Here is a 13,999-nt window from a genome sequence, read left to right as displayed (position 1 = left end):
CCTTTAACCGAACCGTATTGCGCTACCCCCTGGCTATGCGCCACTTGTACAGAATTCATGCTGTTAGCGGATAGCTAAGGTTTAGCCCATTCTGACTCCTGACTCTTGAATTCTGTTTCTATAAAGCCTTCTGATGACGACTTCGCACCCGTTCAGCACTACCGGTAGGAATCGCAGCAATTAATTTTTGCGTGTATTCCTCTTTAGGTTCTTGGTAGATGCTTTCGGCTGTCCCTTCTTCAACAATTTGACCGCGATTCATGACTAAAATGCGATCGCTCATAAATTTCACTACACTTAAATCGTGAGAAATAAAGATATAAGTAAGCTGAAAGTCTGACTGTAATTCTTTGAGAAGATTTAATACCTGCGCCTGTACTGAAACATCTAGCGCTGAAACTGACTCATCGCAGATGATAAACTTAGGATTTAACGCCAAAGAACGAGCTATGCAAATCCGTTGGCGTTGACCGCCAGAAAACTGATGAGGATAGCGGTTAATCGCATCTGCACTCAACCCCACCCGTTCTAAAAGTTCGACTACTCGCACTCGTCGTTGTTGTTTTGTCTTCCCAACAGTGTGAATTAACAAAGGTTCCATTACCGCGTCCCCAATCTTCATCCGGGGATCGAGGGAACTAAAAGGATTTTGGAAGACTATTTGCATTTCCCGCCGCAGTTTTTGCAACCGTTCTCCTTTGAGGCTAGTAATATCTTGTTTCTCAAAGATAATCTGACCACTCATCGGTTCAATTAAGCGCAGCAAGGTTCTGCCAAGGGTCGTTTTACCGCAACCAGATTCTCCCACCAAACCTAGTGTTTCTCCTGGTTTAACATCAAAAGAAACGCCATTAACTGCCATATTATAACTTTTTATACTACCGAACACCCCACGCACTGGAAAACTAACTTTCAGGTTGCGGATTTGCAGCAGGGGTTCTTTCTCATTAAAGTTTGCCAATCTTGCAGCAATCTCTTCTTTGGTAACTTCTGTGGGTTGTGCGGGTTCTTTCGGCTGAATTACTACTTGTCCCGTTGGCGTCTCTTCTGCACTCATGTAGTCGGAAACAGTGAGTAATTTTTGGGGACGGCGGTTGAGTGTGGGGCGACAAGCTATCAAACCTTTAGTATATGGATGCTTGGGACTACTGAAAATTTGCCCAGAAGTACCAGATTCGACAACTTTACCTCTATACATTACCGCTACTTGGTCAGCAATTTCTGAAATTAGCCCCAAATCGTGGGTGATGAAAATCATTGCCATGTCACGGCTTTGCTGCAATTCTCGCATTAACTCCAAAATAGTCGCTTGCACCGTCACATCCAAAGCTGTGGTTGGTTCATCGGCGATTAAAATTAATGGGTTGCAAGAAATTGCCATTGCAATCATCACCCGTTGCAACTGACCTCCAGAAAGTTCATGAGGATAGCGTTCCAGCATGGCTTCTTTGTGTTCTTTAACCAACTGTGCCAACTTTGATGGTTCTGGTTTAGATAATTTGGCGTTGGTTTGATGCCAAGTTTCGATATACTGCTGCTGGATCTCCTCATCGCTAGGTAGAAGTTTAACCTCTTGCAGACCTGCGATCGCAATTTGTCGTGCTTGAGCTGCTGACACATTTTGATGCCGCATAATCGCTTCTGTTAGCTGAAACCCGATGTTATAAACCGGATTAAGCGAACTCATCGGTTCTTGAAAAATCATGGCGATGTCGCCACCCCGGTGTAACTGCATTTGCTCAGGAGGCAATGTTACCAAATCGATGGGGTTGCCATTTTCCTGCGGACGAAACCAGATTTCACCGCCACTCACTATGCCAGGAGTTTGCAACAAACCCATCACAGCTAAGGCTGTCACCGATTTACCACTCCCCGATTCTCCTACTATTCCTAGAGTTTCACCTCGATGCAGCGCAAAGGAAATACCATCCAATGCTCTGACAGTGTTGCCATCACCGGGAAATTCAACTTGGAGATTGCGAACCTCTAGGACAGTTTCTCTCATAGGAGTTGGGTAGGAATTCTAACTTAAAATTATCTGGATTTTAGCAAGAGTTTTGATGTATATGTAAGTAAATTATGGTATTTACACTTTTTGGCAGTTTTATCACATACTTCCACAATATACAAGCATTTGTGATATAGAACTGCTTGTGACTTTGGCAAATTGCGATCGGGTCATGGTATCCTCTTTTTTCAGAGTTCCAGTCTTTACATAACAGCATTAACTACAGAAAGTTGCTACCACGAACAAAACAGCAAGGAGAGCAAATCCGTAAATTGGTTAAGGAGCGTTGCCAGTCTGCAATGTTAAGTTATGCTTTTGCAGTGCTTGTTCTCGTTTTCCTGATTTGACATCTCCAGTGAGCATTGCCATAGAACAGCAGTATTTTATAAATCGTCATTACTTTTATCTTGCACCACCATCTTCTTGCCAAAATCAAAGTCTAAAAACATGATTATTGTATAGGGTGGGCAATGCCCACTCTACCTTATCAACAATAGTGCAAGATGTTAGTTATTCGAGCTAATTTTCTGAGTCGGATTTGTTGGTCTTAGTGGAGTCGGAACGCCCACCTAACAAACCGAAAATAGCTCCACTTCCCATCAGCCAAGTGTTTTGTGTAGTTTCAAACATTCCTTTTTGGGGTTTAGTAGGCGTGGGTTGGCTGGCAAGCCAGAGAGATATACCACCTGACAGGAGAGTAATACCAACAACTGTTAGAAAGATAAGCTTGAAGCTAGTAGGTTTCATAATTACAATTACTTCGTTAAACTTTGACTATCTTCAGTTTCCTACTCAGATGTCCGTTACTCTGACTGAGGTTGTCCGCGCATCTGTCCGACTTTGCAACTGAGTTCGTATTTCGTGTCTGACTTGTAAAAGATATTTTAGAATGAGCAATGATGACAACAAGAAGCATATAAATATACGGGTAAGTCTAATGAATCGAGGAACACTCAGGGCTTCAGAAGCAGGAATCGACAGGGCAAAAGCAGCATTGAACCAGGAGTGTTTAACCCAGAAGGCACTGGCTGAAGATATTGGTATTGCTAGATCAACTGTTAGCAAATTCTTTAAGGGAGAAACTATTGATCGCTCCAAATTTATTGATGATATTTGCCGCAGACTAGACTTGGACTGGAATGAGATCGTTCAGCGACCAGAAAATATCGATCCCGATAAGACTAAACTACAGCCAGGTTACAACAATCGTGATAAAAATTCTGACATTGATGATTTAGTTACAAAAGTCAGAAGGAAAAGACGAAGTAGCGTCCAAAAGTTGTACGGCACTATGCGCGTGCTGGACATGGATCAACCTATTGGGTTAGAAGAGGTATATACAAATGTTAATATCCTTGAAAGAATTATTAGCCGTCGTCGTCTAGGTCTTTCGGACTTGCAACAGAATTGTAATCAAGTTAATTTTGATCGATTTGGTCTTGGAAGGATATCTGAAAAACGGGTAATTGGCACTAAAGCTGTAGAAAAATATTCAAAATTAGTAGTTTTAGGTAAGCCAGGAGCAGGCAAAACAACTTTTTCGAAATATTTAATAATTCGATGCAATTTAGGTGATTTCCAAGCTGATAAAGTTCCTATTTTTATTACTTTAAAAGATTTTGCTGAAACAGATCAACTATTAGGAAAAATTGGTACTAAAAATTCTAAAGAGTACCCAAGTTTATTAGATTATATTTTTTTACAATTTGCTAAACATAATGTTACCCCTGATCAAGTAGAAAACATATTAACCCAAGGTAGAGGATTGATATTACTTGATGGATTAGATGAAGTTAGAGAGGATAGATTCTAGTAGAATTATCAAACAGATTAAAGATTTTTCCGATAAATTCAATACTAATTGGTTTGTTATAACTTGTCGAATTGGAGCAAAAGAGTATGTATTTGAACATTTTACAGAAGTAGAAGTTGCAGATTTTGACATCAATCAAATATGTACTTTTGCAAAAAAATGGTTCCAAATTAAAGATGTAATTAAAGTTGATAAGTTTATTCAAAAAGTGAAAGAAAATGAACCAATACAGGAATTAGCAACTAGTCCTCTATTGCTGACATTACTATGTTTAGTTTTTGGGGAAAAAGCAGATTTTCCTTCTAATCGTTCAGAACTTTATAAAGAGGGTTTAGATATTCTTTTGAAAAAATGGGATGCAAAACGTAATATTGAACGGGATAAAATATATGAACAATTATCCTTGCAGCGTAAAGAAGACCTACTCAGCCAAATTGCAAGGCTCACTTTTGAGAGAGGTGACTATTTCTTTAAACAAAAAGAACTAGAACAATATATTGCTGACTATATTCAGAATTTGCCCGAAGCAAAACTTGATCCAGAAGCTCTTAGACTAGATAGCGAAGCAATACTAAAATCCATTGAAGCTCAACATGGATTGTTAACTGAACGCGCACGCGGAATTTACTCGTTTTCCCATTTAACATTTCATGAGTATTTCACCGCACGAGAGATAGTTTTTGGGTTAGAACCTTTAGAAAAAGCTTTAAAGGATTTAAGTAGCCACTTCATCGAACCTCGTTGGCGTGAAGTTTTTTTGTTAACTGTAGGGATGCTTCGTAATGCAGATTATTTGTTGAGTTTAATGAAACGAAATATTGATAGTCTTATAGAGAATGATGAAGATTTACAAAACTTTTTAAACTGGATAAGCCAAAAGTCTCATAAAATAGGCTCTTTCTATAAACCATCAGCTGTTCGAGCCTTTTATCTCGCATTTGATCTTGCGCGTGCATTGTCTCTTGAACGAGTAACTAATCAAATTATAGATTTTGCTAAACAGCTTGCTACAGACTTAATTTTTGAAGAAACAATAACAATTAGCCTTGAAAACATTCGAGAACTTATTGTAGAACTAGATTTTGATTTTGGTTCTACTATTAATCCAGATCGAACACTTGCCTTTGCAATCGATAATGATCTCACTATTAACAGAAATGGGGAACTTGTTCTTCAAGAATTTAATGAAATTAATGATTTGGATACTTTGACTTCTATTGAGGCAGTTGAAGATGAATTGAGTTTACTTCAAGAGATTAATTTAAGTATTTCAGAAATCGAGGCTGAAAATACTGGATATATGGCTGATATAGAAGAACTTGAAGCAAAACGTGCAATCATAAAAAAACAAGTTAAAGACATTGAAAAAGAACAATTAAAAGCCGAAGAAAATGAAATTGATGAAATTAAAGATACATTAGAAGAAATTAATGATGAACTTGAAGAAATAAATGAGGAGATAGATTCTTACAAAGAAGGGATTGAGGAATTAATGGGGCAGTTACAATTTTCACTAGATGAAGCCAATATTGATATAGAACAAGTTGAAGATGAAATAATTTTTGAAAAGATACACTCAGAACTTGGATTGAAGATCCAAACTCTTGAGCAGCGGCTTAGTGAACTCAGAAAACAAGAATCTCAACAGGAGTTCGATTCTAACTTATCTCTTAATAGTTTACTGTCTAACTTATTATTAAAGGTTAAAGCACAATTGCCTGATCCAGGTATTTTTGGAATATCGTTTGAAAACTGGTGGTTGGAGAACGGGACAGATTGGGCTAAAAAATTAAGAAATCGGGTATGTAAATTAATAATTGATTTCCGTAACTTGGGATATGATTGGCAATTCAATAATCAACAAATGAAACTATTAAATCAATATTATGATGGTAATGAGTTATTAGTCGATTGTCTTAATAGCGATTGTTATATGAGTCGCCTAATTCGTGAGAAAATTGAGGGAACCTTACTATTGCCTATTGCTGAAATTGAGCAAAGCCCCTCTTATAAAAAAGTTTAGTTTATAAATGAGAAATGTAAACATAGGAGATTTTAAATGATTTATAATATAGTGATGTTTGATTTTAGACTGAAATCAAATGTACAATCCAAAATCAAAAATTCTCAGTTTAAGCTAACTTAAATAACCTGCTAATACTAAAAATTATTGGCAGTAAATCCTTAACTCAAGCCCCTCTCTTGATAGACATCTCCAAATCTAGCATCATAGTCAATGCCTTAGCTAATAGCGATAGCTAATCGCTGCTTCTAGCCTCCAAAAATATTTGCCGCCGCTGTGCCACATCATATTTTTGCCAAAATTGACAAAATGTAAGAAGCTGAGGCAATGGAAATAGAGATTAAAATAGAATTAGTAAAGGTAGGATTTACTTGATTAGAAGGTTCTATGATGACTTTACAAGAAATTATTAATTCTATTGAAAGTTTGCCCACAGAAGATCGAGAGTATTTATTTGAGTTTCTTCGCCAGCAACGAGTTGAGAATCGGCGGGTTGAAATTTTGGCTAATGCTCAGGAAGTAATGCAGGCTTTTAAGGATGGGACAGCTCATAGAGGAAGCGTTGATGATTTGATCGCTGATTTACTCGGAGATGATGATGGAAGTTGTCTGGAGTAGTGGATTTAAGCGCTCTTTTAGGAAGATTACAAAGAAAAACCCGCAATTAAAGAATCAAATTGTTAATGTATTAAGGCTTTTGGCAGATGATCCATTTACACCGTCTTTGAAGTCTCATAAATTAACAGGAAATTTAGCGGGTTTGTGGTCTTGTTCTGTTACTTATGATTGTAGAATTATCTTTAATTTCTCTGAGGATGATAAGTTGTTAGAAATGGTTATTTTATTGATTGATATTGGCAGCCATGATGAAGTTTATTAAATTATAAAATAGAGGCTGAAGCTTATACCAATTCTTTATGAAGCTGCGCTAAATAAGGCTTCAAGGATAAAGTCATAGGAAGTCACAGAAGCAATCATCTCAGGTGTAATTACTTTTAGGACATCAGTTAATTTCTGCTGTAATTGTGCAAGGGTTTTACAGTTTTCCCATTGGAGTTTCGATTTGAGAAATTCCCAAAACCGCTCAATCAGGTTAAGTTCGGGAGAGTGCGGAGGTTGAAAAATCGGGATAATGTTATCAGGGTAATCAAGAGTTTTGGCTTTGTGAAAGGAGCCTTGATCAAACTGGATAACCGCGATATCATCACCAAGTTCAGCAGACACTAGTTCTAAAAAGTGTTGGAAACAATCAGCATTGAGGTAAGGAAACTCATAGAAAAAGCTATAGCCACGCTTGCGGTTCTACGACACCATATAAATAAAAGTTCTCACGCCGCCACTGGCTGTGTCCTAAAGGTTTAATTCCTTTTGCAGTAATTAAACGTCCAGTAATTGTTTTGAGTCCTAAACGAGTTTCGTCTTCACACAGATACCTCACACGCTTGGCATCTCCAAATTCTGACTGCAAAAACTTCAGCGCTAGGGGAAGTTTTTTTTAAAGTGAGACTGACTTAGAGGGTCTTGTTTGGTGCTTTGAGGACGAGGAACTTTCAGTTTGGCTTGAAGTTGATAGCGAACTAACTGATACACCGTTTTATAACTTATGCTGAGTCCCAATTCGGTCTTGAGCCATTGTTGAATTTGACTATAGCTATGAAATCCTTGTGGCTCGGACAATCTTTGTTTTAAACGCTCCAAATTTTCTCCTTGAACAATCGGCTCTTTACCTGGCGCATGTTTCACTGACAGTAAGCCTTCTCGTCCTCCATCTTTATACTTTCTCATCCAACGAGTTATGGTTGCTTGGTCACGTCCTAGACGTTCTGCGATCGCCTGCCTACTTGTCACTTGTCCACTCTTTAACCAGTAGAGCATTTGTAGTCGTTCTTTACTACTTGCTTGTATGACATGTTTAAGGGCTTTTTCCAATTCTTCTTGGCTCTCTTTTATCTCAATAAGTAATCTCATACCCATAAAGTTTTAACCAAATGCACCTACCGCATATTTTGGCGCATCTTCATACAGAATTGGTATTAGGATTTAGAAATTAAAATTCTCTATCCATAACTGCTCGATAACTAAACTAAGCGATGTCTCATAACTAGATGCAAAGCGTCAACGCAGACAAAAAAATAGCACACCCTAAAGGATGGCTATTTGTAGAAATTGTCTAATCGTAATCATTAGTTAGCAAATTGAATACACGCTTAACTACCAACTTTAGAACGGAATATCATCTGGATCTGGTTCTTCCTCTTTCACTGCTGGATAAGTGGTTCGCTCATAATTTGTCGGTTGGGGTACGGGTTCGTAAGTTTTCGCTTGGGGAGCAACGCCAACAGGATTTGTCGCTGGAGTAGGCGCTGGACGTGGTGACTCGTAAGTGGGAACCTCTTTCTGTGCAGGACGAGATGCTGATGGTTGTCGTGGAGCGGTTTCAGTGAATGATGGAGTTGCGGTTGCTGAGGGCAATGGATCGGTATTAAAACTACCTCCAACAGATTGAATTTGTTGTACTGTCAATTCAGCGCGTTTTTCTTTAAAACCTTCCATCGCAACAGTATTCATAGTTAAACGCCCTACCAGGATGACGCGATCGCCTTGGTGGTAATTTTGCTGAATTTCTGTCGCTAAATTCCCCCAGCCGACAACTTTTAAGGTAGCTGGGGGATCTTCTGGTTTCTGGGAATTGGGAAACTGCACCAGCATTTCCGTGACTCCCAGATTATCTGCTGTATAACGGAGTTGCGGCTCGTTCATAATTTCCGCCATCAAAACGCAGCTGTTCATTAAAATTACTCCTGACTGCAAAAAGTACTGATTGAAAAAGAGGGGTTTTTCTATGTAGTGCCAATTAATATCTAAATATGTTTAATTGTTTGCATTTTTTAATAATGCGTGAGTTTTTAGTCCTTTCTAGCATAAAAGCCAAGCGATCGCTTTGAACAGCATTGAGTATACCGTTCGCCACCCTCGCTTGACTAAATTGAGCATTCAATTCTGCATAGAAGAGTAGTATAATTGTACCACTAAGTTAATTAAATAGAAAAAATTTTTGGCAAAAATTAAGCCTTGACGTGAACTGGAAAAACACCCAAGGCGATCAACTTGGCTGGAAGATCGCGCAAGATGGGTAAGCGCAAAAATGCAGGTGGTGCAAAGGTGCGATTTGAGGTGATAACCGGGGCCAATACCCGCTTTTGGATCAAAGTTTGAAACGCCTGAATAATGCGTGTAGGCAACTCGCGTTGACGTTGTACTTTTGCTAGGTCACTCAGTTGTACTTGTCGGTTTTTGAGCGGTTTGCTAAGTACATTCGCCGCGACTACAGCATCCTGAATCGCGTAATTAATGCCGACTCCACCAACAGGGGACATTATATGAGCTGCATCACCAATCAGTAATAGTCCCGGATGATACCAGCGTTTGACGCGGCTGGACTCGACTGAGAGAAAAGCTACTTGTGACCAGTCATGTAAATTTTGAATGCGTTGCTGGAATTCTGGCACCACTTCCACAACCGATTTTTTTAATTCCTCCAAACCCGCAGCCCGCAGTTGTTGATAGCCTCCTTTAGGAATAACATCGGCAATTTGCCACTCATCACCACGGTCAAGCATGGCGATTAGCTTACCTTGACCAAAGCGCCCCATTCCCCCTTCAGGGTCTTCTGGCTGACGCGGTAGGCGAAACCAGAGGACATCCATTGGCGGCGAAGTTTCGATTGATTCAAACTCACCCAAGTGGCGTAAACGTGAGTGGCGACCGTCTGCACCAACTGTCAGTATTGCGCGAATTTCGTGCCAACCACCGCCTCCTCGATAGCGGACACCTTGAATCACGCCATTTTCACTAATTAATTCCTGCACATTCGCACCCATTACTAGATGGAAACTAGGATATTTTTGTGCTTCTTGGGTGATGAACTCCAAGAATTTTACCTGGGGAAGCATTGTAATGTAGGGATAATGGGTTTTCAGATGGCTAAAATCTGCGAATGTGAGAGTATCTTGAGGAGTTTGAATACTAATTTGGCGCATTTTGGTATGGGGAAGTTCTAACAAGCGATCGCTTAATCCCAATTCCTCTATAATTTCCATCACCGATGGATGAATTGTATCGCCGCGAAAATCGCGATCGAAGTCTTTGTGTGCTTCCAGCAGCATCACCGAAATGCCTTGACGCGCTAACAACAGCCCCAATACTGCTCCTGCTGGTCCCCCACCCACAATGCAACAATCTGTAGTTTGTACATCTACAATGTCATGGACAGGATTAATACTTGGGTCTTGGGAAAGATTTTTAGGTACATCGGTAGTCATCACAACACCTCTTGATAGCCCTAAAATTTAGAATAGTTTGCTTTTGATACTGCAAGCTGTTTTTTTAACTTTTCGTATTTACCCCGAAGGTGTATTATGATGGGCGCTAAACTGTCATTGGTCATTAGTCCAAATCCAATGCCCAATGCCCCATGCCCCATGCCCAATGCCCAATCCCCAACGACAATAATTAGTTGTGTCCCAAGTTATTTTAGAAAACGTTTATAAAAGTTTTTCCTCGCGTAAAGGGGAAAGTGTTACCTCACAAACCCAATCTCCCCTCACGCCTGGGGAAAAAATCGATGTAGCCCAAGAACGGGCGGAAAGTGTCAATGTTTTGCGGCGGATTAATCTAACGATCGCAGACGGTGAATTTATGGTGCTGGTAGGCCCTTCTGGATGTGGTAAAAGTACCTTGCTGCGGTTAATCGCCGGGTTAGAAGTGATGACTGGCGGTAATATCTGGATAGGCGATCGCTTAATCAATGACCTACCACCCAAGGAACGCGACATCGCAATGGTGTTTCAAAATTACGCCCTCTATCCTCACATGACGGTGTATGACAACATCGCTTTTGGGTTGCGCCGCAGGGAAAGCAGAGGAGCAGAGGAGCAGGGGAGGCAGTGCGGTCTTGGGGGTTTCCCCCAGGAGCAACTGCCGTCGAGCAGAGGAGATACTTCCTCGTCTCTTTATTTTCGGACGTGGGCGGAAAATCTTTTTGTAGGAGCGACCAGAAAGTTACCTAAAAGATTGCGCTACACTTCTGACAAAGAACGGGCGGTGGATGAACAGGTGCGTAGTGTTGCTCAACTGTTACAAATCGAAACATTGCTGAATCGCTTACCCAAACAACTATCTGGGGGACAAAGACAACGGGTTGCATTGGGAAGAGCGATCGCACGTGACCCGCAAGTATTCTTAATGGATGAACCGCTTTCTAACTTAGATGCCAAACTACGAGCGGAAACCCGCGCCCAAATTGTCAAATTGCAGCGCCAACTGGGGACAACGACGATTTACGTTACCCATGACCAAACAGAAGCGATGACAATGGGCGATCGTATTGCGATTATGTCTGAGGGTAAAATTCAGCAAGTTGCATCTCCCTTAGAACTTTATAATCGTCCTGCCAACCTTTTTGTAGCAGAGTTCATTGGTTCGCCACCGATGAATTTTATTCCTGTAGAATTTCATGCTCCGCAGTTGATTACTCATTCGCAATTGCGTTTCACTCTGCCAGAAGTTTGGGGAAAAGCTTTACAAAAATATGATGGAAAAACTTTAATTTTAGGCATTCGCCCAGAACACTTGAATTTGAGTATGCCTGCCACCAAAAATCTACCAGTGCAAGTAGATTTGGTAGAAAATCTCGGTAACGATTCCTTTCTTGCTGTTAAGATTGCCGAACCAGGATCTCAAAGAGCCACTACAGCTAAATCCTTGCAAGTGCGAATCCCACCAGACCGATTTGTAAAAGCTGGTGAGCAACTATGGTTATCGCTAACTCCAGAGAAAATTCACTTTTTTGATCCGGAAACTGAGTTAGCGATATTTCCCTAAAAAACACGCTAAAAAACAATCGCCAAATTTACCTTTTTAAAACTAGGTAATTAAATTATAGGTAATTGTAATTTTTGCCAGCCAATGCCGCATAAAAATTATTTTACGGGACATTGGCTTTAAAATATTAATTTAGGGTAGTTATCTTATTTATTTGTCATGGATTCGTCTGTTTTTTTACTTTCCTTTAACTCTAATTGCTGAGAGTAATGTAGAACAATCTTTTCTATAATTAGAAATACGTCTTCAAATGCTCCAAAATCAAAATCATTGAAACTTTCTTTTTTATTAAATATATTCTCGGCAAATTGATTTTTAGATAGCGCAACATTTTCATGCTTTTCATTAAAGATATCATTATCTATAATTTTTAATTCTTTAGATTGAAATTTATTCTTATCATTGCAGTGTAAATTTTGTTCAATATGTCTACCACTTCTAGAATTGAATTCGTTGTTGAGGAACAATCTTCGACCATCAGCATCTTGCCTTTGAATTTCTTTATCCTGATAGTAAAGTTCAATACAAATACTGCTATCATTTTTACGATGTCGAGGTATTGGTAAGGCAAATGAGTACACTCCATTTCCCCAGTGCTTAAATCCTACAGTCTCATTATGTACATTTTTTATTATTCCTGGTTCGTCTCTATCAAAAATTGCAATTATAGGTTGAGACTGTTTTGTTTTACAGTATTGATTGCACATTTGCTGCAAGTCACTACTGCCTTGCTTTTGTGGATCTAAGTCGTCTTTAAAATCAATTTTAAAATCAAATAATCTTCCTTGGCTTTCTAAGCATTCTAGAGCAGATTTTAGATGCTTTATATCAGTTTTACCTTCAGTCCATATAGTAGCTTGAATAGATAATTTTTTAGTTTCTAGCGAATTATCAATATTATTAATATTTAATTTTTTATCACTTACTAATTCAGGAGCAAGTCGTTTTAACCATATTAAAAAATTTAAGTATATTTGGTCGTCTTTACCTCTAACTGCGCCAACAAACTCAATCTTACTCTTAACAATATATTGAAATGATTTTTGATTATTATGAAAATAATACTTTTTATCAAACTTATTCCAGAATTCCGCTTGAGCATTATCAAGTCCATACTTTTCCCACGCATGAAGCATTGCACGAATTTGACGAATATACTTACGTTTAACATTAAGTTTATTGTTAACTGTAATTCCAGTAACTTCTTGATGTTTATATCTACTGTATAGTCTCGATTTAGATTCATTAACTATAAAACCATTACCCTCAATGATTTGTTTGAGGTCATCACTTAAAATTAACTTTTCTTGTTCTTCTGAAAACCAAGCTAAATGTCCAGGAAATTTTGATCTAGAAGTTGAAAATGTGATGTCATCAGCATACCTTGTATACATACACTGATACTTTTGTGCCAGACGTTGTAGCTGGGAGTCTAACCTAGCTGCAATCATATTTGAGACAATTGGTGATGTCGGTGCGCCCTGCGGGAGCTTATTTTCATGACAACATATTTGAGCTAATACTGTAGCGGTTTCCTCTGTACAATTATATGGAGATGCCATGAGAAGACCGCGAACTCTACCAAAATTAATAGAAGAGAAAAAATCTTTAATATCTAAATTTAGAACATAACGCTGCCGAAGATGTTCTCTAGCATTTGTCACGATACTCTTACCAACAACAAAGCCATGTGTAGAAGGTTTAGGTTGATATACACATTTTAGAACTTGATTCAGTTTTCGCTGAATAATTTTTAAGCATGATTGCGGAACTGAAATAGTTCTATATCCACCCGTTTTTTTCGGAATTTGAAATGTTGTGTATGCCTTATCGCGAGGATAAATATATAAGTGGTATCTCAGCCGATAATCGCTAATTTCCAACAACTTAGCAATATCTTTACGTGTTTTTAGTTGATAAAAACTTTCTTTTAATTCTTCTTCTGTCAAACTTAAACTAGTAGTACCCATGCTCATCAAAATTACATAGGAAGGTTAGATACTTGCAATATATTTCAACTTACTGCCCACAATCTAACCGTGGGACAAACCAAAGATGAGTAAAGGCACATACGTTGTCCTTTAAAATATGCCGCCGCAGGATCAACAGCGGAAATTAATAGTTTTTGCAAATATCTAATACCAATTTAATGTGAAGTTGCACATATCTTGATCCCCCTAAATCCCCCTTGAAAAGGGGGACTTTGATAGATGTTTTTCCGGTTCCCCCCTTTTTAAGGGGGGTTAGGGGGGATCGAATTCTATGCAGCTTT

The 13,999-nt window shown here is 38.9% G+C and carries 12 protein-coding genes and 1 pseudogene; 5 read left to right on the top strand and 8 right to left on the bottom strand.

What is annotated here, in order from left to right; translation table 11 throughout:
- Window positions 1-118: 118 nt before the first annotated feature.
- Complete coding sequence (locus RMY32_RS02205) at window positions 119-2,005, bottom strand: ABC transporter ATP-binding protein (protein WP_322713817.1); 1,887 nt, start codon at window positions 2,003-2,005, stop codon at window positions 119-121.
- A gap of 522 nt (window positions 2,006-2,527) precedes the next feature.
- On the bottom strand, window positions 2,528-2,755 hold the full coding sequence (locus tag RMY32_RS02200) for a hypothetical protein (protein ID WP_322713816.1): 228 nt from the start codon (window positions 2,753-2,755) through the stop codon (window positions 2,528-2,530).
- 142 nt (window positions 2,756-2,897) lie between these two features.
- On the opposite strand from RMY32_RS02200, the gene RMY32_RS02195 reads away from it, so the two are divergent.
- The 4 genes from RMY32_RS02195 (at window position 2,898) to RMY32_RS02180 (ending at window position 6,724) form a co-directional block, all read left to right on the top strand.
- Complete coding sequence (locus RMY32_RS02195; RefSeq protein ID WP_409882173.1) at window positions 2,898-3,821, top strand: NACHT domain-containing protein; 924 nt, start codon at window positions 2,898-2,900, stop codon at window positions 3,819-3,821.
- Complete coding sequence (locus tag RMY32_RS02190) at window positions 3,796-5,844, top strand: NACHT C-terminal helical domain 2-containing protein (RefSeq protein WP_322713814.1); 2,049 nt, start codon at window positions 3,796-3,798, stop codon at window positions 5,842-5,844. The genes RMY32_RS02195 and RMY32_RS02190 overlap by 26 nt, the downstream gene beginning before the upstream one ends.
- 387 nt (window positions 5,845-6,231) lie before the next feature.
- Window positions 6,232-6,462: a hypothetical protein gene (locus RMY32_RS02185; protein ID WP_322713813.1), complete on the top strand. Its 231-nt coding sequence runs from the start codon at window positions 6,232-6,234 to the stop codon at window positions 6,460-6,462.
- Window positions 6,443-6,724, top strand: a complete 282-nt coding sequence (locus tag RMY32_RS02180; RefSeq protein WP_322713845.1) for a type II toxin-antitoxin system YafQ family toxin — start codon at window positions 6,443-6,445, stop codon at window positions 6,722-6,724. The genes RMY32_RS02185 and RMY32_RS02180 overlap by 20 nt, the downstream gene beginning before the upstream one ends.
- Before the next feature lie 35 nt (window positions 6,725-6,759).
- Here the strand turns inward: RMY32_RS02180 and RMY32_RS02175 are convergent.
- The 5 genes and pseudogenes from RMY32_RS02175 to RMY32_RS02155 form a co-directional block, all read right to left on the bottom strand.
- Window positions 6,760-7,116: pseudogene (locus tag RMY32_RS02175) on the bottom strand (transposase); the annotation flags it as partial.
- Window positions 7,117-7,126: 10 nt separating this feature from the next.
- Window positions 7,127-7,312 (bottom strand): hypothetical protein, encoded by a 186-nt coding sequence (locus tag RMY32_RS02170; RefSeq protein ID WP_322713812.1) that lies wholly within the window; start codon window positions 7,310-7,312, stop codon window positions 7,127-7,129.
- Window positions 7,313-7,323: 11 nt separating this feature from the next.
- Window positions 7,324-7,812 carry a helix-turn-helix domain-containing protein gene (locus tag RMY32_RS02165; RefSeq protein WP_322713811.1) on the bottom strand — a complete coding sequence of 163 codons (489 nt, stop codon included), beginning with the start codon at window positions 7,810-7,812 and terminating at the stop codon, window positions 7,324-7,326.
- Between the two features lie 252 nt (window positions 7,813-8,064).
- A complete protein-coding gene (locus tag RMY32_RS02160; protein WP_322713810.1) occupies window positions 8,065-8,634 on the bottom strand; it encodes a single-stranded DNA-binding protein in 570 nt (189 codons plus the stop codon).
- A 275-nt stretch (window positions 8,635-8,909) separates the two neighbouring features.
- Entirely contained in the window at window positions 8,910-10,166 is a 1,257-nt protein-coding gene (locus tag RMY32_RS02155; RefSeq protein WP_322713809.1) for an FAD-dependent oxidoreductase, read from the bottom strand.
- 196 nt (window positions 10,167-10,362) lie between these two features.
- Between RMY32_RS02155 and RMY32_RS02150 the strand changes: the two genes are divergently transcribed.
- Window positions 10,363-11,727, top strand: coding sequence for an ABC transporter ATP-binding protein (locus tag RMY32_RS02150; protein WP_322713807.1), 1,365 nt, complete (start codon window positions 10,363-10,365; stop codon window positions 11,725-11,727).
- 146 nt (window positions 11,728-11,873) lie between these two features.
- Here RMY32_RS02150 and RMY32_RS02145 read toward each other — a convergent pair whose 3' ends face one another.
- Window positions 11,874-13,697 carry a reverse transcriptase domain-containing protein gene (locus RMY32_RS02145; RefSeq protein ID WP_322713806.1) on the bottom strand — a complete coding sequence of 608 codons (1,824 nt, stop codon included), beginning with the start codon at window positions 13,695-13,697 and terminating at the stop codon, window positions 11,874-11,876.
- Between the last annotated feature and the right edge of the window lie 302 nt (window positions 13,698-13,999).

This window comes from Nostoc sp. ChiSLP03a, assembly GCF_034531215.2.
Lineage (GTDB): Bacteria > Cyanobacteriota > Cyanobacteriia > Cyanobacteriales > Nostocaceae > Nostoc.
Note: the sequence above shows the minus strand (reverse complement) of the source record. Positions and strands in the feature narration are given on the sequence as shown.

Bases quoted from the DNA above. Each gene is read 5' to 3' on its own strand.
- RMY32_RS02205 (WP_322713817.1), bottom strand. From the start codon at position 2,005: ATGAGAGAAACTGTCCTAGAGGTTCGCAATCTCCAAGTTGAATTTCCC.
- RMY32_RS02200 (WP_322713816.1), bottom strand. From the start codon at position 2,755: ATGAAACCTACTAGCTTCAAGCTTATCTTTCTAACAGTTGTTGGTATT.
- RMY32_RS02195 (WP_409882173.1), top strand. From the start codon at position 2,898: ATGAGCAATGATGACAACAAGAAGCATATAAATATACGGGTAAGTCTA.
- RMY32_RS02190 (WP_322713814.1), top strand. From the start codon at position 3,796: ATGAAGTTAGAGAGGATAGATTCTAGTAGAATTATCAAACAGATTAAA.
- RMY32_RS02185 (WP_322713813.1), top strand. From the start codon at position 6,232: ATGATGACTTTACAAGAAATTATTAATTCTATTGAAAGTTTGCCCACA.
- RMY32_RS02180 (WP_322713845.1), top strand. From the start codon at position 6,443: ATGGAAGTTGTCTGGAGTAGTGGATTTAAGCGCTCTTTTAGGAAGATT.
- RMY32_RS02165 (WP_322713811.1), bottom strand. From the start codon at position 7,812: ATGAGATTACTTATTGAGATAAAAGAGAGCCAAGAAGAATTGGAAAAA.
- RMY32_RS02160 (WP_322713810.1), bottom strand. From the start codon at position 8,634: ATGAACAGCTGCGTTTTGATGGCGGAAATTATGAACGAGCCGCAACTC.
- RMY32_RS02155 (WP_322713809.1), bottom strand. From the start codon at position 10,166: ATGACTACCGATGTACCTAAAAATCTTTCCCAAGACCCAAGTATTAAT.
- RMY32_RS02145 (WP_322713806.1), bottom strand. From the start codon at position 13,697: ATGGGTACTACTAGTTTAAGTTTGACAGAAGAAGAATTAAAAGAAAGT.